The 20,725-nt window shown below is 68.1% G+C and carries 15 protein-coding genes, 1 tRNA gene and 2 pseudogenes; 8 read left to right on the top strand and 10 right to left on the bottom strand.

Annotation, left to right across the window (positions count from 1 at the left end):
- Positions 1 to 85 precede the first annotated feature (85 nt).
- Together rph and rdgB are read left to right on the top strand one after the other, a co-directional pair.
- Positions 86 to 850 carry a ribonuclease PH gene (gene rph, locus LFM09_RS48150; protein WP_414103375.1) on the top strand — a complete coding sequence of 255 codons (765 nt, stop codon included), beginning with the start codon at positions 86 to 88 and terminating at the stop codon, positions 848 to 850.
- Positions 847 to 1,446 carry an RdgB/HAM1 family non-canonical purine NTP pyrophosphatase gene (rdgB, locus tag LFM09_RS48155; protein ID WP_414103376.1) on the top strand — a complete coding sequence of 200 codons (600 nt, stop codon included), beginning with the start codon at positions 847 to 849 and terminating at the stop codon, positions 1,444 to 1,446. Before rph ends, rdgB begins: the two co-directional genes overlap by 4 nt.
- Here the strand turns inward: rdgB and LFM09_RS48160 are convergent.
- The 6 genes from LFM09_RS48160 to LFM09_RS48185 all read right to left on the bottom strand — a co-directional run bounded on the left by LFM09_RS48160 (position 1,443) and on the right by LFM09_RS48185 (position 8,075).
- On the bottom strand, positions 1,443 to 4,307 hold the full coding sequence (locus tag LFM09_RS48160; protein WP_414103377.1) for an NACHT domain-containing protein: 2,865 nt from the start codon (positions 4,305 to 4,307) through the stop codon (positions 1,443 to 1,445). The two genes, rdgB and LFM09_RS48160, sit on opposite strands and share 4 nt — an antisense overlap.
- A gap of 10 nt (positions 4,308 to 4,317) precedes the next feature.
- A complete protein-coding gene (locus tag LFM09_RS48165; protein WP_414103378.1) occupies positions 4,318 to 4,659 on the bottom strand; it encodes a DMT family transporter in 342 nt (113 codons plus the stop codon).
- A 286-nt stretch (positions 4,660 to 4,945) separates the two neighbouring features.
- On the bottom strand, positions 4,946 to 5,413 hold the full coding sequence (bcp, locus tag LFM09_RS48170) for a thioredoxin-dependent thiol peroxidase (RefSeq protein WP_414103379.1): 468 nt from the start codon (positions 5,411 to 5,413) through the stop codon (positions 4,946 to 4,948).
- Positions 5,414 to 5,422: 9 nt separating this feature from the next.
- Positions 5,423 to 5,953, bottom strand: a complete 531-nt coding sequence (locus LFM09_RS48175; protein ID WP_414103380.1) for a hypothetical protein — start codon at positions 5,951 to 5,953, stop codon at positions 5,423 to 5,425.
- A 336-nt stretch (positions 5,954 to 6,289) separates the two neighbouring features.
- On the bottom strand, positions 6,290 to 7,318 hold the full coding sequence (locus tag LFM09_RS48180) for an LLM class flavin-dependent oxidoreductase (protein WP_414103381.1): 1,029 nt from the start codon (positions 7,316 to 7,318) through the stop codon (positions 6,290 to 6,292).
- A gap of 7 nt (positions 7,319 to 7,325) precedes the next feature.
- Positions 7,326 to 8,075 (bottom strand): hypothetical protein, encoded by a 750-nt coding sequence (locus LFM09_RS48185; protein WP_414103382.1) that lies wholly within the window; start codon positions 8,073 to 8,075, stop codon positions 7,326 to 7,328.
- Positions 8,076 to 8,187: 112 nt separating this feature from the next.
- Between LFM09_RS48185 and LFM09_RS48190 the strand changes: the two genes are divergently transcribed.
- On the top strand, positions 8,188 to 9,255 hold the full coding sequence (locus tag LFM09_RS48190; RefSeq protein WP_414103398.1) for an NAD(P)-binding domain-containing protein: 1,068 nt from the start codon (positions 8,188 to 8,190) through the stop codon (positions 9,253 to 9,255).
- A gap of 225 nt (positions 9,256 to 9,480) precedes the next feature.
- Here the strand turns inward: LFM09_RS48190 and LFM09_RS48195 are convergent, their stop codons facing one another.
- A complete protein-coding gene (locus tag LFM09_RS48195) occupies positions 9,481 to 10,131 on the bottom strand; it encodes a DedA family protein (RefSeq protein WP_414103383.1) in 651 nt (216 codons plus the stop codon).
- A gap of 96 nt (positions 10,132 to 10,227) precedes the next feature.
- On the bottom strand, positions 10,228 to 12,726 hold the full coding sequence (locus tag LFM09_RS48200) for a glycoside hydrolase family 97 catalytic domain-containing protein (protein ID WP_414103384.1): 2,499 nt from the start codon (positions 12,724 to 12,726) through the stop codon (positions 10,228 to 10,230).
- A 251-nt stretch (positions 12,727 to 12,977) separates the two neighbouring features.
- On the opposite strand from LFM09_RS48200, the gene LFM09_RS48205 reads away from it, so the two are divergent.
- On the top strand, positions 12,978 to 15,215 hold the full coding sequence (locus LFM09_RS48205; RefSeq protein WP_414103385.1) for an ATP-binding protein: 2,238 nt from the start codon (positions 12,978 to 12,980) through the stop codon (positions 15,213 to 15,215).
- A gap of 100 nt (positions 15,216 to 15,315) precedes the next feature.
- Here the strand turns inward: LFM09_RS48205 and LFM09_RS48210 are convergent.
- Positions 15,316 to 15,389 (bottom strand) — tRNA-Leu (locus LFM09_RS48210).
- A gap of 109 nt (positions 15,390 to 15,498) precedes the next feature.
- Between LFM09_RS48210 and LFM09_RS48215 the strand changes: the two genes are divergently transcribed.
- A complete protein-coding gene (locus LFM09_RS48215; protein WP_414103386.1) occupies positions 15,499 to 15,720 on the top strand; it encodes a DUF3618 domain-containing protein in 222 nt (73 codons plus the stop codon).
- Here the strand turns inward: LFM09_RS48215 and LFM09_RS48220 are convergent.
- Positions 15,717 to 16,331, bottom strand: a complete 615-nt coding sequence (locus tag LFM09_RS48220; protein ID WP_414103387.1) for a TetR/AcrR family transcriptional regulator — start codon at positions 16,329 to 16,331, stop codon at positions 15,717 to 15,719. The two genes, LFM09_RS48215 and LFM09_RS48220, sit on opposite strands and share 4 nt — an antisense overlap.
- 325 nt (positions 16,332 to 16,656) lie before the next feature.
- Between LFM09_RS48220 and LFM09_RS48225 the strand changes: the two genes are divergently transcribed.
- The 3 genes and pseudogenes from LFM09_RS48225 to LFM09_RS48235 all read left to right on the top strand — a co-directional run.
- Positions 16,657 to 18,858: a glycosyl hydrolase family 95 catalytic domain-containing protein gene (locus tag LFM09_RS48225; protein WP_414103388.1), complete on the top strand. Its 2,202-nt coding sequence runs from the start codon at positions 16,657 to 16,659 to the stop codon at positions 18,856 to 18,858.
- Between the two features lie 26 nt (positions 18,859 to 18,884).
- Positions 18,885 to 19,996: pseudogene (locus tag LFM09_RS48230) on the top strand (glycoside hydrolase family 27 protein); the annotation flags it as partial.
- A gap of 84 nt (positions 19,997 to 20,080) precedes the next feature.
- A pseudogene (locus LFM09_RS48235) lies at positions 20,081 to 20,716 on the top strand (NPCBM/NEW2 domain-containing protein); the annotation flags it as partial.
- Positions 20,717 to 20,725 lie beyond the last annotated feature (9 nt).

Here is a 20,725-nt window from a genome sequence, read left to right on the forward strand (position 1 = left end):
GCTCACCTACGGCCCAGGCCGCTTGACACGGTCATTGAAACTCCCTACGCCATGGCGCTCCGCAGGGTTCATTAGGGTATGCGCCGTGGTGCGAAGCGACGGCCGAAACGACGACGTGTTGCGTGACATCCGGATCACGCGTGGATATCAGACCTGGCCCGCCGGCTCGGTCCTGATCGAGTTCGGGAACACCCGCGTGCTCTGCGCCGCGAGTGTCACCGAAGGCGTGCCCCGATGGCGCTCGGGCTCGGGCCTCGGCTGGGTGACCGCCGAGTACGCGATGCTCCCCTCCGCCACGCACACCCGCAGCGACCGCGAGTCCGTGAAGGGCCGCATCGGCGGCCGCACGCACGAGATCTCACGCCTGATCGGCCGGTCTTTGAGGGCTTGCATCGACCTGGCGGCTTTGGGCGAGAACACCATCGTCATCGACTGCGACGTGATCCAGGCCGACGGTGGCACCCGGACCGCGGCGATCACCGGTGCGTATGTCGCGCTGGCCGACGCGGTTACCTGGTTGGGTGCGGCCGGCCGGCTGGCTGACCCTTCGCCGCTGTCCTGTGCGGTGTCCGCGGTGTCGGTCGGTGTGGTCGACGGGCGGGTTCGGTTGGACCTGCCGTACGAGGAGGACTCTCGGGCCGAGGTCGACATGAACGTCGTCGCCACCGACGCCGGCACGTTGATCGAGGTCCAGGGCACCGGTGAGGGCGCCACGTTCGCCCGGTCCACTTTGGACCGCATGCTGGATGTCGCTCTGCTGGGTTGCGCGGAGCTCAACCGCATCCAGGCCGCTGCGCTGGCTCAGCCCTACCCCGGTGTGCTGCCCGAGCCCAAGGCGAGCCGGCGATGAAGCTGCTGCTGGCTTCCCGCAACGCGAAGAAGCTGCGCGAGCTGCAGCGGATCGTGGCTGCCGAGGGTCTGACGGGCATCTCGGTGCTGTCGCTTGGTGACGTGCCCGAGTTCCCGGAAGCGCCTGAGACCGCGCCCGACTTCGAGGGCAACGCTCTGGCCAAGGCCCGTGACGCCGCTGCCGCCACGGGGCTGGTGTCCGTTGCGGACGACTCCGGGCTGGCTGTTGACGAGTTGAACGGCATGCCTGGCGTGCTGTCGGCTCGGTGGTCGGGTCGTCATGGCGACGACGACGCCAACCTGGATCTGCTGCTCGGTCAGCTCGGCGACGTGCCGGACGAGCGCCGGGGCGCGGCGTTCGTCTCGGTGGTGGCGATGGTCGTGCCGGGTGGCGAAGAGGTCGTCGTGCGCGGGGAGTGGCGTGGCACCTTGCTGCGGGCTCGGCGTGGGACCAACGGGTTCGGGTACGACCCGATCTTCGTGCCTGAGGGGTACGAGATCACGTCGGCTGAGATGACGGCGGAGCAGAAGGACGCGGAGTCGCACCGCGGCCGCGCCCTGAAGCTGCTGGTCCCGTACCTGCGCAAGTTGGGCTAGCGCCACGCGATGGTCACATCGGGACCGAGTTCCTCGATCCCGATGTGTTCGTCGTGCCGATACAGCCTCAAGGTCACCGATCGGTCCCGCAGTGGCGTGAGATCGATCGCCTCCTGCCCGCTGATGACTTCGATCACCAACAGGCCGGGAGGTTCCGGGACCATGCTCAGATCGGTCCACCCGTGGCAGATCAGCACGCTCATCTGCGTCAACTCGGCGATCGGGCTCAGGTCGCACTCAGGTCCTGGATCGGACAGCCCCAGGATGGTGAGTTCCTGCCCGCGCAGGAAGATGAGGTCGTCCCACGGCTCGTTCTGGAAGAGGCCGAGTGTGTGGTGGGTGCGCGGCAGTTCCCCGAGATTGCGGAAGCGGCGGGAACCGTACAGGTAGAGCACGCGCGGGGTCGTCGATCTGAGCGGGCTCATGTCGACGTCACCCGGCACACAGGCACTGACGTACCGAATGTTCGGCACGGATTCGACGAATGCCAGATCCCGCAACTTCTCGGAGGATTGCAGGAAGAGGTCGATGCCGACGAGTTGGCGCAGCCGCCACAGGTGAGGGATCAACCGGACCGACGTGATCCGGGCGTAGCCCTCGTCCAGCGGTGCTTCTGCCAGCACCTCGTCCGCATAGCGCTCGGGATCGAAGTTGAGCCACGCCTCCATTAGGGCTTCCTGGACGTTCTCGCGCGGATCGCGCGCGTAACCCGCCAGCCGCGCCAGCGCTTCCGGTGATCCCACCAGCGCAGCACTGCGCACGGTCGCGCTTGCGGCGGCGTCGGACAGTTCATCGAGGCTGGTCGGCAGGTAGCGGAGAACGCGGTGGCCGATCGTGGCCAGCGAGGTGGTTTCTCGCTTGCTGCGCGGTGGCACCAGCTTGTCGCGGATGATCGCGTCGATCCGGTCGTGCACGTCGGGGTCGACGTCCCGCACGGTCTCCAGGCACGCTGCGGCCAGCAGTCGCAGTCGGCGGGCCCGGCGCGGTTCGCGGTCGGCGCGGTCGAGGACCTCGGTGAGCAGTTCGGTCACTTGAGAGCGCTGGCCGTGCCCGCAGGCCAGCACGATCGTCTGTGTCCAGGAGTCCTGGTGGGCGTGGGCGACCAGGGTTTCGACCTGGCCGTCCTGCATCGCTTCCTCGCCGGCGAGGTACTCCTGGAACGTCCTGTGCACGAAGTCGACCTGACCCGGCACAGGTTCGCGGATGACGCCGCTACGTTCCAGCAGGTGCGTGACGACGGCGCCGGGTTCCTCGTCGACGTTGGGCATCGAGCGGATCTTGCGCGTCACGTGCTCGTGGACCTTGGTGGTCGGCAGCTGCGTCCGTCCGCCCAGGGTCAGCCGCCACGCCAGGTCGCGTAGCAACACGGTCTTGTCGGAGGTCGTGAGGATGCGGGCGATGCCGCGTTCGGCGTCCCGCAGGTCCAGCAACATCGTCAGTGCGGCCGCGTACAACTCCATGCGGCTCTGAGGCAGCTCGGAGACGCGGCCGAGGTTCAGCGCGCACAACATTGCGCACAGCAGTGGTGACGAAGCCAGGGAACGCAGGTGCTCGCGGCTGTCGAGTTGGGTGACGAGCCGTCGTTGGGCCTCCTCGGGCGCGTCGGCGGCCTCGTGCCAGCGCTGGAGGAACACCCTGACGTCGCTCGGGCTCATCTGTTCCAGCTCGACGGAGGAGAAGTCCAGCTCCGCCAACCACTTCTCATCCGTGGCGGCCGGACGGGCGGTCACGACGACCTGAGCGGACGGGAAGATCTGGACGAGTTCGCGCAGCCACTCGCGGACATTCTGGCGCTTTGACGGCGGCACCTCGTCGACGCCGTCCACCAGCAGGAGCCCTTTGCCCGCAGCCAGAACTCGATGGACCCAGCCTGTCGGCATGATCCCCGCGAGCCACCCGGTGACGAACTCCTCGGGCTTGGTCGGCAGTGGGGAGTCGGCGTAGGCCCGCAGCCGGATCGGGAAGGGAACCAACCCGTTCCACGTCTTCAGGCTGCCGGTGAACCCGCCACGCGCGGCAGTGACCGCGAGCCAGTCAAGGAGAGTTGTCTTGCCGGAGCCTGCTTCTCCGCGCACGAAGGTCCGGTCGACCAGCGCTGACTCCACCCGGATGCCGGAGTGGGGGTGGTGATCGGCCTCGCCGAACCATTCGCGCTGCTGCCGTTTGTGGCCCGAGACGGTGAGGCTCAGGTAGGCGACGCTCAACGCCAGCCGTGGGCGGTCCTTCATGGACAGGCCGAGGAGTTCCAGGCGGTCGAGATTGGCGGCGATGTAGCGCAGGTACTCGTCGCGGAACTCATCGTCGTTGGCGGTGCCTTGTGGGGCGTAGAGCGAAGTCCGGGGGAGTCGGGCCAGGACGTCTTCGAGCAGCGCGGCCTGGGCGGTGGCGCGGGAGAGGACCTCGGCCAGGGCACGGGGCTGGAACGACGGCAGGTGCCTGAGGATCTGGACGAGGTAGCGGCAGGACTGGTCGAGCGCGATGTCGTAGCAGCCGCTCAGGTCGGCGCGCGGCAGGGTACGGCGGATGCGTTGGGCCAGAACCTCGGGGTCGGCATCGTCGGCCAGGAGCGCGGGATCCGACAGGTCGACGGACGACAGCGCTTCCTCCACCGCGGCCAGTGAAGTGGCGATGTCGTCGGAGGGGAAGCGTTCCAGGACGGCTTCCAGTTGCTCGGTCACCTGGTGGCCGATGTGCTGGACCAGGGTGTCGAGCTTGGCTCGTTGGGTGGGCTTCGCGAGCTCCCGGGCGGCCAGTTCGGCCAGCGGGAGGGTTCGGGTGTCCGGTTCGGCGAGCCATTCGGTGGTGGCGCGCATCGCCACCGACTGGCCCAGTTTGGAGACGGCGGCGATCGCGAAGTCCACCCAAACGAGGTTAGAGGGTGGCCGCCTGTGCGTGGGACGCAACGGACACGACGCACACGCCTGCCGCGATGAGGGCCATGCCGGCCAGCATGGCGAGGTTGAGGGGGTCGGAGAACAGCACGCGACTGGTGATGGCCACCAGGGCGATGCCGGCGCCTGCCCAGATCGCGTAGGTGATGGCTACGGGCAGGCCCATTCGGATCACCACGGACTCCAGGTAGAGGGCCGTGAGGAAGCCGACGCCCAACCCTGCGACAGGCCAGGGTTTTGTGAAGCCGTCGGAGTACTTGAGACAAAGGGTTGCGAAAACTTCCGCGCCCACGGCGACGGTCAGCAATATCCACTTGAGCATTGAATTTTCCCAGCACGAAATGCACGCAGCGCTAGGCGTGCGTGTGTCGGTACGAACGGAGGATTGGGCCTATAAGGCCTGGTCAACCGCCGCGCGTGGGAAAGTGGACGCGCAAGACGAAATCAGACGGGATGTCGGGGCCGCGAGGTGCCGTCAAGCGACACACGGTGTATCATCCTCACCGGAACAAGGGGCGGCATTTGTTGCACGCCCTCTCCTCGACCATACCCCAGGAAGGGGTCGCCGCCGCAAGTATTGCGGCGGCGACGTCACATCTGGTGAGACATCACGCGGGGAGTTCGCGCAGCAGCTTGGCGACGTGGCCGGTGGCGCGGACGTTGTACATGGCCTTGACGATCTTGCCGTCGGGGCCGACCAGGAACGTCGAGCGGATCACGCCCTGAACGGTGCGGCCGTAGTTCTGCTTTTCGCCGAACGCGCCCCACTCGGTCAGGACGGTCTTGTCCGGGTCGCCGAGCAGCGGGAAGTTGAGGCCCTCGGCGTCGCGGAACTTGGCGAGCTTCTCCTGCTTGTCCGGCGACACACCGAGAACCTCGTAGCCGGACTCGGCCAGGACGCTGAGGTTGTCGCGGAAGTCGCAGGCCTGCTTGGTGCAGCCGGGCGTGCTGGCGGCCGGGTAGAAGTACACGACCACGGACTTGCCGAGGTAGTCGGACAGGGACACCGGCTTGCCCTCGCTGTCGGGCAGCGTGAACGCGGGCGCGGTGTCTCCAGGTTCGAGACGACTGGTCATGCGGCCAGACTAGGCCTGGCCCTCGAAGACGGTGGCCGCCTCCTGGCCCTGGCCACCCGGCTGGACGGTCAGGCGCAGCTGCAGCGCGGTCTCGGGCACCACGAACGCCAGCTGGAGCTGGGTGTCGCGGCCCGGTGGGAGCTCCGCCACGGCGGCGGCCAGGCCGTTGAGGCCCTGCACCGTGTCGACCAGCTCGGCCACGGGGTCGCCGTCGGCCGTGGTGGCGCGCACGGAGAGCTGGGAGGGGCGGTAGGACGCCTTGGAGCCGTTGTAGACGGTGATCGTGAAGACCGCCGTGCGCTTGGCCGGCGGGATGGCCGTCTCGGACGGTGCGAGCGATCTGGGAGCGGACACCACGACGGAGAGGCCCGAGGCCCACACGCGTTGCGTGCCGAACGCGGCGGCACCGGACGCGCTGGGCGTCTCGGCTCGCTGTTCGACTGTCAGGTTCTCGTCGGGGGTGACGGCGACACTGGGGCCCGCACATCCCGCCACGGCCAGCAGCAGGCAGAGACCCGCTGCCGATTTGGCGAACTTCACGAACTCCCCTTTCCCACCCCGGCGGTGGGTGTGAACGACTCCCGTCAACTGTGACGGTGCCGAAAGGGGCGTGGGGACCGAAAGGGGCCTCTGAGGCACAGCTGGTGCCGGGCCGTGGCCGTCTCGTGATGGGCGGCGTGGGCGGCGCCACACAGTGCGCCTGCCCCACGCCGTCCGCGGCGGCGGCCGCTTGGTGAAGCTAGGGAGCGCGTCGGGGGGCGTGCGCGCTCACACCGATCATCGCCGACAGTGTGTCTCGCGCTACAAGCGGAGCCGTTTATCACCCGTTCAGACCAACGTCAGTCGTACGAAACGTGAAGCTCACGCGTGACCGACTCACGTATGTGCGGCTGAACGGCCCAACTCCGGCGTCCGTTCGGCCACCTCGCTGAGCAGTTCGAAGGAACGCAGCCGGTCCTCGTGCCCGTGGACGATGGTCGTCACCATGAGCTCGTCGGCCGCCGTCGACTCCATCAACTCGTCCAGCCCTGCACGGACCGTTGAGGGGGACCCGATGATCTGGGTGGACATCCGGTCCTCGATCACCAGCTCGTCGATCTCGGTGTACGGGAAGGCCGCGGCCTCCTCCGGCGTGGACAGCGGAGCCGGCCTGCCTTGACGCAGCCGCACGAACGAGAGCGCTCCGGGGCCGGCGATCCACCGGGCGTGCTCGTCGGTGTCCGCGACGATCACCGAGGCGCACACCATCGCGTACGGCTCGGACAGCACCTCGGACGGCCGGAAGTGCCGCCGGTACAGCTCCAGCGCGGGCAGCGTGTTCTGCGCGCTGAAGTGGTGGGCGAACGCGAACGGCAGGCCCAGCATGCCCGCGGCCTGCGCGCTGTAGCCCGACGAGCCGAGCAGCCAGATGGGCGGCTTGTTGCCCGCGGCGGGCACGGCGTTGAGCTCCGCGGTGCCCTCGAAGTACTTGATCAGCTCGGTGAGCTCCTGCGGGAAGTTCTCCGCGGACAGGCCCGCCTCGGTGCGCCGCAGTGCTCGCGCCGTCTTCTGGTCCGTGCCGGGCGCGCGGCCGATGCCGAGGTCGATGCGGCCGGGGTGCAGTGCTTCGAGCATGCCGAACTGCTCCGCGACCACCAGCGGCGCGTGGTTGGGCAGCATCACGCCGCCAGAGCCGACGCGGATCGTCGACGTGGCGGACGCGATGTGCTCGATCAGCACGGCGGGCGCGGAGGACGCGATGCCGGGCATGTTGTGGTGCTCGGCGAACCAGTAACGCCGGTAGCCGAGCCGTTCGGCCTGCTGAGCGAGTTCCCGGGAGTTCCGCAGCGCGGTCGTGGCGTCCGAACCGGATGTGATCGGGGCCAGGTCGAGAACGGACAGCGGGATCTCAGTCAGACGGCTCATGCATCGATCAACACCGATACTTGGTGACTTCTTCCGTGACGCGGGTAACTCGTTTCGCGGCCTGCTTGTAGGTCGTGCCCTGGGGGTGCAGCGTCAGCACCGCGACGATGTTGTGCCGGCACGTTCCGGACGTGTGCATGGCCGGCGACTTCAGGTCGATGTCGAACTGCATGCGCGGGCGAGGCTTGTCCACACACGGGTCCACCGGGTCGCCGAAGCCGGACCAGCCCTGCTTGAACGCGGGCCGGCGGGTGGCGCTCGGCAGCCCGAACGACTGGTCGAAACCGTCCGAGGCGCATTTCGTGGCCTTGTGCAGGTGCCCCATGATCGTCCTGCGGACCTTCGGGTCGGCCTCTTCCAGCACGTAGCGGTAGATCTTCACGATGTCGTACGCGCTGACGGCCGTGTAGCCCCACATGCCGCGGTTCGCCGGCGGCTGCGTGTCCTTGAGACCGATCCGTTCGGCCGTGCGCACAACGAGCTGCTCCCAGCCGTTCTCCACCCACAGCTCGCTCGCCGAGTTGTCGTCGCTCGCGCGCAACATCGGCTCGATGCGCGGGTCGTCGCCGCGCGTCTCCAGCTGCTCGATCGCGATGAGGATCTTCACCAGCGAGGCGGACCGGATCTGCTTGTGCACGTCCTTGCCGGTGAGGTGGTGCGTGAACCGGTTGTAGACGGCGTAGGACTCGGAAGGAGTGGGCTCAGGGGCAGGTGCGGGCGCTCCGGCGATCAACGCCAGCGACAGGAGTAGGTGCACGGTTTCGGACGCTATCGGCTGCCGTGACCATTTGCGCGACGTTTTGGGGACCGCGAGTGGACCATGCCGTCTGATCCGTGGATCACACCCTGAGAAGGACCGGGGTGTGCTTTTGGTTGTTCGAGGTGTGACGGATGTGGTGGTGATCGGCGCGGGGCAGGCGGGCCTGTCCGCGTCCTACTTCCTGCGTCGGCGCGAGGTCGACCACGTCGTGCTGGACGCGAACGACGCTCCCGGCGGCGCGTGGCTGCACCGCTGGCCTTCGCTGCGGATGCGGACCGTGCACGGCATCCACGAGCTGCCCGGCATGCCGTTCGAGCAGCCCTCACCGGACTCGCCGGCCAACGAGGCCATCCCTGACTACTTCGCCCGTTACGAACAGCTCTTCTCTTTGCCGGTGATCCGCCCGGTCAACGTCACGCAGGTCGTGAACGACGGCTCGCTGCTCAAGGTCGAGACCACCGACGGCGTCTGGACCACGCGCGGCCTGATCAACGCGACCGGCACCTGGCGCCGCCCGTTCTGGCCGTACTACCCCGGCCAGGAGACGTTCGCCGGTAGTCAGCTGCACACCGCCGACTACCAGGGGCCTGCCGCGTTTGCCGGCAAGCGCGTGGTCGTCGTGGGTGGCGGTGCTTCCGCCACTCAACTGCTCATGGAACTCGCCCCTTTCGCTGCCGAGACCCGCTGGGTCACGCGTCACGAACCGGTGTGGCGGGAAGGTCCGTTCACCGAGGACTACGGCCGCTGGGTCGTCGGAATGGTCGACGAACGCGTCCGTGCCGGGTTGCTGCCGCGCAGCGTGGTGAGCGTGACCGGGTTGGCGTTGAGCGACCAGACGCGCGCCGCGATCGCTTCCGGCGTGCTGGACCGCAGGCCGATGTTCGACCGCATCACGCCCGCTGGGGTGGAGTGGGCGTCCGGTGAGCGATTCGACGCCGACATCATTCTGTGGGCCACCGGGTTCCGGCACGACCTCGACCATCTCGCGCCGTTGCACCTGCGTGCGCCCGGCGGTGGGATCCAGGTCGACGGGACTCGTGTTGTGGCGGATCCGCGGATTCACCTCGTGGGTTATGGGCCGTCGGCGAGCACTATCGGCGCGAACCGAGCCGGTCGGAGTGCTGTTCGCGAGTTGTTGCGGCACCTTGACGGTGTGAGCCTCACAGCCGCGAAGTAGCGCGGTTCTTGGACAGACGCGTCACGTCGAAGTGGGTGATCACCTCGCGCCGTTGGGCTGTGGGCCGTTGGCCGGTGCTATCGGCGTGGATCTAGCCGGGTGGAGTGCCGCTCGCGAGTTGTTGCGGCATCTCGACCGGACGTGCCTCACGACCGCGAGGTCGCGGGTCTCTTCGACAGTCGCGCCACGTCGAGGTGGGCGATCACGTTGCGCCGTCGGCCAGCGCTATTGGCGCGAACCGAGCCGGGCGGAGCGCCGTTCGCGAGCTGATGCGGCATCTCGACGCCGTGCCAGCCGCGTGACCACGAAGACGACCACGGCCACCAGGGCCAGGCCCAGGACGACCTTCGAGCCGAGGCCCACGTACTGCTCGACCAGGTGCCAGTTGTCGCCCAGCAGGTAGCCCGCGAGGATCAGCGCCGTGTTCCACAGGAGGCTGCCGGCCGCGGTGTAGCCCAGGAACGGGACTAATCGCATGCGTTCGACGCCGGCCGGGATCGAGATCAGGCTGCGGAACACCGGGATCATGCGGCCGAAGAAGACCGCGCGGTAGCCGTTGCGCAGGAACCACGCCTCTGTCTTGTCCACATCGGACACGCGGACCAGCGGCATGCGGGAGGCGATGCGGCGCACGCGGTCGCGGCCCAGGGCGGCGCCGACCCAGTAGAGCAGCAGGGCGCCCACGACCGAGCCGAAGGTGGTCCAGAGGATGGCGTCCAGCAGCGACATCTTGCCCTGGGCGGCGGTGAAACCGGCCAGGGGCAGGAAGACCTCGCTGGGCAGGGGCGGGAACAGGTTCTCCAGCGCGATGGCCAGAGCCGCTCCGGGTGCGCCGGCCGATTGCATCAGGTCGGTGACCCAGGCGACCAAGTTCATGCTGTCCAAGTTACGGAGGGGGAGCTGAGAGGACATTGGGGTGAACCGCAAAGTCGGGGTGGGGGAAACCCCACCCCGACCGCACGACAAACCCGACTAAGCGCAGCGAATCCTTGCGTCGGCCCAAGAAGCGTGGTCGTTCTGCGTGCCGTCGCCGCCGTCCAGAACGCGCAGGGTGAGAGTGCTCACGCCGGTCACGTCGACGGCCAGATCGCGGACAGGTGTGCGCACGCCCAGGACGCCGGTGTCGGCCAGGACCACGCCGTCACCGAGGACCTGGAACGACACGGTGCCGCCGACGCGCTGGCGGGCCACGTCCAGGCCGGCCTCGTCGTCGACACCGACCGAAGCCGCGAAACCAGTGCAGCGCGCGTCGAGCTTGTAGGTGATCTCGGACGACGCGTGAGTGCCGAGGCCCTTGCCGTAGGTCACCCGGCGAAGAGCGACACCGCGGCCGTCACCGGCAGCGGCGCCGCCGTTCGACACGTCCTTCTCGACCGGGCCGTCACCGCCGACCGCGGACACCCACGGCCGATCGCTCAAGTAGCCCCAGCCGTCGGACAAAGGCCGCACCAGATGCACCCGCGCGGTCTTCTCGGACTCCACACCGCCGTCAAAAGTAGCCACGACCGGGATGTCGAAGTAGCCGTAGGCGGAAGGCGAAGCGGGCGGCACGACGGTCCACGAGCCGGACAAGGCCTGACCGGGCCGCACCGAGCGTGCCTTGACCGGCTCGCCCTTCACCGACCAACCAGAAGGCACCCGCGGTGCCAGAACGACGTTCCGCACGTCCTGCTTAACCGTGAAGAGTCCGGTCACGGTGAAGCCCTTGACCGCAGTCGACACCGAGGTCGAAGGCACCGCGGACACCGGCCGCTCACACGTGCGCGAACCAGCCCGGCAAGCGATGGCGGCGAAACCGCCGTTCGCGGCCACGTCCAAAGTCACCACATCACCAGAGCGCACGGTCCGTGACTCACGCACGAGCCCACCAGGACCGTCCCGAGTGATCTCCACTAGCCAACGTCCGGAAGGCAGGGACAAAGGCACCGAGACCGTCCGAGCGGCACCCGAGTACCCACCACCGATGAACCAACGATCACCGGACCGCCGCGCGAACACCGAGTGATCGGCAGGACGCCCCGACAGCAGCCGCGTCTCGTCCCACGCCGTCGGCACCTGGTCGATGAACCGCTCGGCGACCGGCCGCGCCGCGTAGTCCTCAGGGCGCCCGGCGAGGTTCGCGAGACCCGACTCGTAGATCACGGTCAGAGCCAGCTCGTGCGCGTCGGACGTGGTGCGCGAAGGACGGTGCCAAGCCAACGGCGTGTAGTCCATGCCACCGACGACACCGCGCGTGAACGGCAAGGCGGTCAGGTGTGTCCCGGTGAGACCCGAGGACTTCTCACCACCGTGCACAGCTTCCATCGTCATGACGTGCGGCCATGTGCGGTGGATGCCGTGCGGGATCGTCGAGCCGTGGAAGTTGACCAACAACTTGTGCGCAGCGGTCTCCGCGAGAATCCGGTCGTACCAGCGGTTGCGGTCCTGCCCGTCGGAGTCCATGAAGTCGATCTTCACGCCCGCGATGCCCCAGCGTTCGAACAACGCCAGCCGCGCCGCGCTCTCAGCGGGCGTGTCCAGCTCGTCGTAGTGGATCCACAGATGGATCTTCACGCCACGAGCGCGCGCGTACGAGACCAACGACGGAATCCACGAGGTCTGCTCCCACGACGGGTCGTAGTCCCAGTTCGGGTCGAAGTACCAGCCGGCGTCGACCAGCGCGTACGGCCAGCCGTGCTTGGCCGCGTAGTCCACGTACTGCTTCTGCATCGCGAGGCTCTGGCCGGCCTCCCGACCACCGGCGAGCCAGCTCCAGAACACCTTGCCCGGCTTGATCCACGACGTGTCGCGGACCTGGGAACGCGGCGCCAGGTCGTCCATGAACGTCGACGTCGACACGTCCGCGAGAGACCCGACGACAGCGGTGCGCCACGGCGACTGCCACGGCCCGTCGACGAGCACCCGCTCGTCCCAGTACTTGATCGAATATGCGCCGGAACCGGCGGTGTGCACGAGCCGTGCGCCGGAGTGACGACCGTCCACAGCGGACTCAGTGAGTAGTGAGTAGACGCCCTGGGTTTCGAACAGCGCCGGATGCAGGTACTCCGCGGTCTCCGCGGCTGCCGCATTGGTCTCAACGAACGGGTTTTCGTAGTCACGCCGGTACTTCGCGATCCACGCGGTCGCGGCGGAAGGCACCACGAACGCCGATGTCTCGCGCAGCACGTTGCCCAGCCCGGCCGGCAGCTCGTACCGGTACGCGACGCCGTCCGAAGCGGTCCGCACGACGACGTCCAGACGGGCCGCGCCGGCGAACGAGTAGCGCTCTTCCTTGTGCACCACCGAGCGCTGCCGTTGCTTGCCCGACGACGCGGTGTAGTGCTCGACCACCCGTCGTTCGGACCGGCCCGTCAACCGAAGACCACCGGAAAGATCCGCTCTTTCCGTCACCACGCCCAGCGGGCTCGGCTGCAGCACGGTGACGCCGCCACGGGTCACCGACAGCGTCGGCACACCGTTCGACAGCTGCACGACAGCCTTCGGCCAGCTGCCGATTGCCGCTGGTTCTGCTGATGCCACAGGGGTTGTGACGCTTGCTGTCAGTGCGATGGCGAGGGCTCCCGCCGCGCGCCATCGCATGGTGGACAACCGCATTCCCAGTCCTCCCAGAACCTCGGTCGCGGCGGCGACAGATCCGATGTATACGCGTTGCGGAGCCGTTGGTCCACAACGTGGCTGGAAAGGCCTTTCCGCCCCGTAGTCGTTTGACTACGATGCGTTCGATGGCCGAACAGGTGGGGACGTGTGCGACCTGCGGCGCCGCGACCGCCTCCTCCCGGCGCAAACACGCGCGGTACTGCTCGAACGCCTGCCGTCAGCGGGCTTACCGGCAGCGCGCGAACGAGCCGATCACGGCGCTGGACAGCTTCATCGGCCGCGAAGACGAACTGGGCCGTCTCAGCGCGTTCGACGACACCACCCGTGTGCTCACGCTCATCGGACCGGCCGGGGTCGGGAAGACCAGACTGGCCAAGGAGTTCACCGCGACCCTCGGCAACGTGGAGTGGGTGGAGCTGGCGACCGGCGACCAGGTCGCGCGGGCGTGCGCGACGGCGCTCGGCATCGGCGAGGTCACCCGCGAACCCGTGCTGAGCACCCTGGTGCACGCGCTGGCGGGCCGGACGATGGTGCTGGTGCTGGACAACTGCGAGCACGTCGTCGCGGAGTGCACGGCGCTGCTGGAGCCGTTGCTGCTCGGCTGTCCCGGCGTGCGGGTGATCGCGACCAGCCGCGAACCGCTGCGGGTGCCGGGTGAGGTGCTGTTCGCGGTGCGGCCGTTGCCGATCACGTGCGCGGTGGCGCTGTTCGCCGACCGCGCGCAGGCCAACCAGCTCGGTCTGCGGTTCGACGACGAGCAAGCGCTGTCGACGTTGTGCACGCGCCTCGACCGCCTCCCGCTGGCCATCGAGCTCGCGGCCCGGCTGGTGACCGTGCTGCCGGTGCCAGAACTGCTGACGCGCCTCGACGACCGGCTGGAGCTGCTCAACCGCGGCAACCGCACCGCCGCCTCCAGACACCAGAGCCTGCGGGCCGCGATCGAGTGGAGCTACGACCACCTCAGCGCGGACGAGCAGCACGTGTTCCGGTGCCTCTCGCCGTTCCCCGGTGGCTTCGGCCTGGACGTCGCGGTGGCGGCCTGCGACCTGCCGACGGACCGCGTCCTGGCGTTGCTGTCCGCGCTCGTGTCGAAGTCGCTGCTGAACTTCTCCGGCGCCGGGCGGTTCGAGCAGCTGGAGTCGGTTCGCCTGTACGGCAGGGAAAAGCTCGGTGAACACGCCGACGTCGTGGCGAGAGTGGTCCGCTGGTTCGCCGGGCGCTGGCCGGAGTTCACCTCCACGGTCTTCACGACGCCCGAGGTCGTCGACCCGCTGATCACCGAGTGCGGCAACCTGCAGTGCGCTGTCGACTGGGCCGCCCGCAACGACGACCCGCGCCACCTGGAGCTGGCGACGATGCTGGCGGTCGCGTGGCGCGACCAGGGCCAGGTGTCGCAGGGGCGGCGGCTGCTGGAGGCCGCGGTGCGGTCAGCAGCCGATCCTGCTGTGCGTTGCCTGGCGTTGTCGCATCTCGCCTATCTCGCGGGCACCGAGGCGGGCGACGGCATGCGCTGGGCGGAGGAGGCCGTGACGGTCGGCCGTGAGCTGGGGGAGCCGGTACCGCTGGCTCAGGCGCTCAACGCGCTGGCCGGCGAACACGCCCGTGCCGACCGCAACGGCGAGGCCCGCAAGTACTACGAGGAAGCCATCGCCCTGCTCGCCCCGACCGCGAACCCGCTGGACCTGGCGGTCGTCGAGCACAACCTGGCGTGGTCGGCGCTGCGGTCGGGCGACGTCGAGTTCGCCGACGGCCTGATCGCCGACGTGCTGCCGGTCTACCGGCGCCTGGCCCCGCCGCGCCGGCTGTCGGTGTTCCTGCACACCGTCGGCGTGCGGGCGCTGCAACGCGGTGAGGTGGACGAGGCCGGCGAGTGGTTCCTGGAGTCGCTGCGGTCGTGGCACACCGGGTTCTGGGTCGCGGACGTGCTGGAGGGCCTCGCCCTGATCGCGCACCGCCGTGGCGACCCGCGCCGGGCGTTGCGGCTGGTCGGCGCGGCGTCGTGCCTGCGCGAGGGCGCGTTCGCGGACGACCTGGTGTGGCACAGCGAGGTCATCGAGGTCGTGCGGGCCTCACGGGTGGCGTTGCGCGGCGCGGACACCTGCCTGGCCGAGGGGCGCGAGATGACCCGCGAGCAGGCCGTGGACTACGCGCTGCACGGCCGGATCGCGCCCCCGGAGCTCAGCGAGCGCGAGCTGCAGGTCGTGGCGCTGGTGGCGGCCGGCCAGACCAACGTGGGCATCGGCGCGGAGCTGCGGATCTCGCAACGGATGGTCGAGACGCACCTGCAGCGGGTCCGGCAGAAGCTCGACCTCTCGACGCGGCCGCAGATCGCGGACTGGGCCGCGCAGCACCTGGTGAATTGAGACGGTCGCTGGTGATCCACCTGGGATCCGCCCGGCTAACTTGAAGTCGGTTCGCCGCGGGCCAGCCCCCGCGGCGAAACCACCCAAAAGCGCTGCTACGTGAGGTCGGGGGGACTCGAACCCCCACTGGCTGGGACCTAAACCCAGTGCCTCTGCCAATTGGGCTACGACCCCTCACATGGAAGCCTATAGGCCTCTCATGTACTCGCTCTCTCGGGTCGCTCAATCCTCGGCAACGGACCGTCCACTACGGTTGGCCCTAGAACCGCTGCTAGGAGGACATGTGGCTCGCGATCCCGACACCATCCAGCGCGAGATCGAACAGGCTCGCACCGCGCTGGCCGCCACCCTGGACGAGCTCAGCGTGCGGGCGAACCCGCAGAAGCTCGTCGAGCAGGGCAAGTCGTCCGTGCTCGACGTGCTGAGCCAGCCCAAGGTCAAGTACACGCTGATCGCGGTCGGCGCTGTCGTCGGCTTCGCGCTGGTCCGCAAGCTCTTCCGCTAGGACACCCGCACCAACGGTAAGAGCACCTGCTCGACGACCTTCTCCACGAACGGCTCGTCGAGCGGGTCACCGGTGAGCATCAGCCGGTAGATCAACGCTGCACCGGCGATCTCGACCGCCATGCCGCGCGGGGCGTCAGCGCGAAGCTCGCCCCGTTCGGCGGCGCGGTCCAGGATTCCGCGCAGCACGTCGCGCTGCGAGATCAGGAACGTCTCCCGGAACGCCGCCGCCAACTCCGGCTCGTGCGGCAGCTCGCCCACGAGCGCCTGGGCGGCCTTGCCGATCGGTCCCGAGAGGAACGCGGCGAAGGACGAGAGGAACTCGCGCAGGTCGCCGGCCAGGGAGCCGGTGTCCGGTGCCGCGAGGTTCTGCGTGGCGAGCTGGGTGCACGTGTCGATCACGAGATCGAGCTTCGACTCCCACCGCCGGTAGATCGTGGCCTTGCCCGCCCTCGCGCGGGCCGCCACCGCGTCCATGGTGAGTGCCCGGTACCCGACCTCGGCCATCACCTCGAGCGCTGCCTGACGTAATGCGTCGTCCCTGCTGGCGTCGCGAGGACGGCCCCGCTGGGGGACCCTGCCCTCGTTGAACGCCGCTGTCGACACGGCCATGCCACCTCCCGATTGCAAGGGCACGGCACGTGCGTGTCTCCCCGCCCCTTTGGCGGGACATCCTAGGCGTCCCGCCTGAGTTGCAGGAGCAAGAGCACCCGGTTGTTGCTTCGTGTTGCGGTTGGTTGGGTCTTGCGCGATGTGGCCCAGAACTCCTACCTTTCCGGATTGTCTGGACCAGGCTGCACCGCCGCGCAGCGAGACGTAGTTGTCGTCATGCGCGGGCGAGGAGCGGGAAATGGTCTTTGGCAGGCGGGGTTTTATCGGCGGGGCCACAGCGGCGGCACTGTTCGCCCAGACGGGGGTTGCGACCGGGAAAGAGACCGTGTCCTCGGATGTCTTCGACTGCGACGGCATGTCGGAACGGGACTGGCGCCAGTTCATCGGCCAGCAGGATCTCGTTTGGCAGAAGCCGCCGACGCAGTACGGGCAGGCTCCGTTCCTCGGTGACGGACGGCTGGGCAGCGTCGTCTACGCGGAGGGCAACACCGTCCGGTTCACCGTGCAGCACGCGGACGTCCAGGACCACCGCACCACCGGCGGCAGCCAGTTCGGCGTGTGCAGACTCCCGGTCGGCAACCTCAAGCTGACCGCCGCGGGCACCGTCACGGCCGTCGACTGGCGGCTGGACCTGTGGAACGCGGAGCTGCGTGGAACCGTGACCACGTCGCTGGGCGTCATCTCGTTCACCGCGTACATCCACGCCGAGCGGTCGGTGCTGTCGCTGAACGTCACGGCGAACGGCACCGAAAAGCCGGTGCTGGAGTTCGTGCCGTCGAAGGCGATTCCGCCGCGCGCGGACTTCAACCCGCTGCCCGACGGCTACGTCCTCAACCCGGATCCCGTGACGAAAGCCGACGGTCGCGAAACGCTGGTCACGCAGGCGCTGAACGCCGGCGGTCAGACGGCAACCGCTTTCCGCGTCATCAGCCACAACAGCACCCAACGCCTGTTGCTCGCGGTCGCACACACCTACCCGGAAGTCAACGCCGACAAGGCCGTGCTGAAGGCCGTGCGCGAGGCGGCGCTGGTCGGCGGGTTGCTGACCAGGACACACCGCACGTGGTGGAACGCCTTCTACCAGAAGAGCTTCCTGTCGTTCGGCGAGCAGCGGCTGCAGGCGTTCTACTGGATCCAGCTCTACAAGGTCGCGTCCGGTTCACGGGCGGGGAGCCCGGTGATGGCGACGACCGGTCCGTGGCTGGAGAAGACGCCGTGGGCCGCTGCGTGGTGGAACCTCAACGTGCAGCTGGAGTACTGGCTGATCCACGGCTCCAACCACCTGGAGCTGGACTCGATCACCAGCACTCTGAAGAACAACCAGGACCAGCTCGTCCGCAACGTCAAGGAGCAGTACCGGCACGACTCGGCGGGTGTCGGCCGCAGCACCGACCGCACGACGTCCAACGCCGGCACGCTGTACGAGCCGGGCACCGGCGGCACGGGCGTGAAGGAGCTCGGCAACCTGACGTGGGGCCTGCACAACGTCTGGCTGTCGTACCGGCACAGCATGGACGCCAGGATCCTGTCCGACGTCGTGTTCCCGCTGCTGCGCCGATCGATCAACTACTACCTGCACTTCCTCAAGAAGGGCAACGACGGCAAGCTTCACCTCGACGTCACCACCTCGCCGGAGTACGGCGACGCCCCCGACTGCAACTACGACCTGCAGCTGATCCGCTGGGGCTGCCAGACGTTGATCGACTCCGCGAAGCTGCTGAAGATCAAGGACCCGCTGGAACCGAAGTGGCACGAGGTTCTCCGCGACCTCACGCCGTATCCGGTGGACGCCAACGGGTTCATGGTCGGCGCCGGGGTGCCGTTCGTGGTGTCGCACCGGCACTACTCGCACCTGCTCGCGGTGTTCCCGCTGATGACGGTGAACTGGGAGCAGCCGGAGAACCGCGCGCTGATCGAGAAGTCCTTGCACCACTGGATGTCGCTGGAGCCCGCGCACCGCGGCTACAGCTACTCCGGTTCCGGTTCGATCGCTGCCCGCATGTTCCGCGGCGACGAGGCCTACGCGTACTTCGTGAAGATGTTCGACACGTCCAAGCGCTATCCGGTGCTCGAGAACACCATGTACACCGAGGCGGGTCCCGTTGTGGAGACACCGCTTTCCGGTGCGCAGACGATCCACGACTTCGTCTGCCAGAGCTGGGGCGGTGTGGTCAGGGTGTTCCCGGCCGTGCCGTCCGCGTGGCCCGACGTCGTGATCGCCGACCACTCCGCCGAGGGTGGTTTCTCCGTCACCGCCAAGCGATCCGGTGGCAAGACCCAGTTCGTGCTCGTCCGCAGCCGCGCGGGCGAGCCGTTGGTGCTGAGGCACGGAATCGAGGGCCCGGTGTCCGTCGTGACGCCTGGTGGTCGTCCGGTCCGGTACCACGACCGCGGTGACGGGACGTTCGAGATCCCGTTGCGCCGCGGGCAGGAAGTCCTGGTGCATCCCAGGGGCCGCCGCCCCGACCTGGCTGTCAAGCCGGTCAGCATCACGACCCCGGGCAAGCCCTGGGGTCTGCCAGCGTGACCCCCTGCTGTTCGAGAGGAATTTCCATGCGCACTCTCGCTCTGGCCGTACTGACCACCATGGTCAGTGCGGTCATGGTTGCCCCGACCGCACAGGCATTACCCGACGGCCTGGCCCTGACCCCGCCGATGGGTTTCAACAACTGGAACACCACCCACTGCCGGGCAGAGTTCAACGAGGCGATGGTCAAGGGCATCGCCGACATCTTCGTGTCCCGCGGACTGAAGGACGCGGGCTACGAGTACGTCAACATCGACGACTGCTGGGCCGAGAAGACCCGTGACTCCGCGGGCAAGCTCGTGCCGAACAAGACCCGCTTCCCCAACGGCATCAAGGCCGTCGCGGACTACGTGCACTCCAAGGGCCTGAAGTTCGGCATCTACACCTCAGCGGGAACCAAGACCTGCAACAAGGACAACGGCTTCCCCGGCGGTCTCGGTCATGAGGAGTCCGACGCCCAGCAGTTCGCGTCGTGGGGCGTCGACTACCTGAAGTACGACAACTGCAACAACCAGGGCGTCGACGCGAAGCAGCGCTACCGCAAGATGCGCGACGCGTTGAAGAAGACCGGCCGCCCGATCGTCTTCTCGTTGTGCGAGTGGGGCCAGAACAAGCCGTGGGAGTGGGCCTCCGACACGGGTCACCTGTGGCGCACCACCGGTGACATCAACGACACCTGGCCACGCACGATGGACATCTACGAGAAGNCGTCGACGCGAAGCAGCGCTACCGCAAGATGCGCGACGCGTTGAAGAAGACCGGCCGCCCGATCGTCTTCTCGTTGTGCGAGTGGGGCCAGAACAAGCCGTGGGAGTGGGCCTCCGACACGGGTCACCTGTGGCGCACCACCGGTGACATCAACGACACCTGGCCACGCACGATGGACATCTACGAGAAGAACGTCGTGCTCGACCAGTACGCCGGTCCTGGCCGTTGGAACGACCCCGACATGCTCGAGGTCGGCAACGGCAAGATGAGCGCCACGCAGTACCGCAGCCACTTCTCGCTGTGGGCGATCATGGCCGCGCCGCTGCTGATCGGCTCGGACCTGCGCAAGGTCAACCAGGACACGTTCACGATCCTGGAGAACAAGGACGTCATCGCGGTCGACCAGGACAAGCTGGGCGTGCAGGGCAAGCGGATCAGGACCACCGGCAAGACCGGCGTCGACGTGATCGTGAAGCCGCTGGCCAACGGCGACAAGGCCGTGGCGCTGTTCAACAAGTCCGGTTCCACGCAGACGATCTCGACCTCCCTGTCCGAGATCGGCATGTCCGGGCCCGCCACGCTGAAGGACCTGTGGACCAAGTCGACGCGCACGACGACCGGCACGATCTCGGCCTCGGTCCCGTCGCTCGCCACCGTGATGTTCCGAGTGTCCAAAGGCGACGGTGGGCCGCGGCCGACCCCGCCGGCCGGGGTGTCCGACCTGTCCGCGTTCGAGGCGTCGTCGTCCACGAACGGCTGGGGCCCGGTCGAGATCGACAGGTCCGTCGGCGGCAACAAGCCCGGTGACGGCAAGACCCTGACGATCAACGGCGTGACGCACGCCCGCGGCTTCGGCGCGCACGCGGCCTCGACCATCGAGTTCTACCTCGGCAAGAAGTGCTCGTCGCTCACTGTGGACGTCGGTGTCGACGATGAAGTGGCCGCGGGCAAGGGGTCGGTGATCTTCGAAGTGTTCGCCGATTCAACAAAGGTGGCGGACTCCGGGCGGTTGACCGGAACCGACGCGGCGAAGAAGCTCTCCGCATCACTGACCGGAGCCGAGACCCTGCGCTTGGTCATCACGGACGCCGGTGACGGCATCAATTCCGACCACGGTGACTGGGCGACACCGCGCATCACCTGTTCGTAGCGTGTTTTT

Origin of the sequence: Lentzea alba (assembly GCF_047445655.1) — a bacterium.
In the GTDB taxonomy this organism is placed as follows: domain Bacteria; phylum Actinomycetota; class Actinomycetes; order Mycobacteriales; family Pseudonocardiaceae; genus Lentzea; species Lentzea alba_A.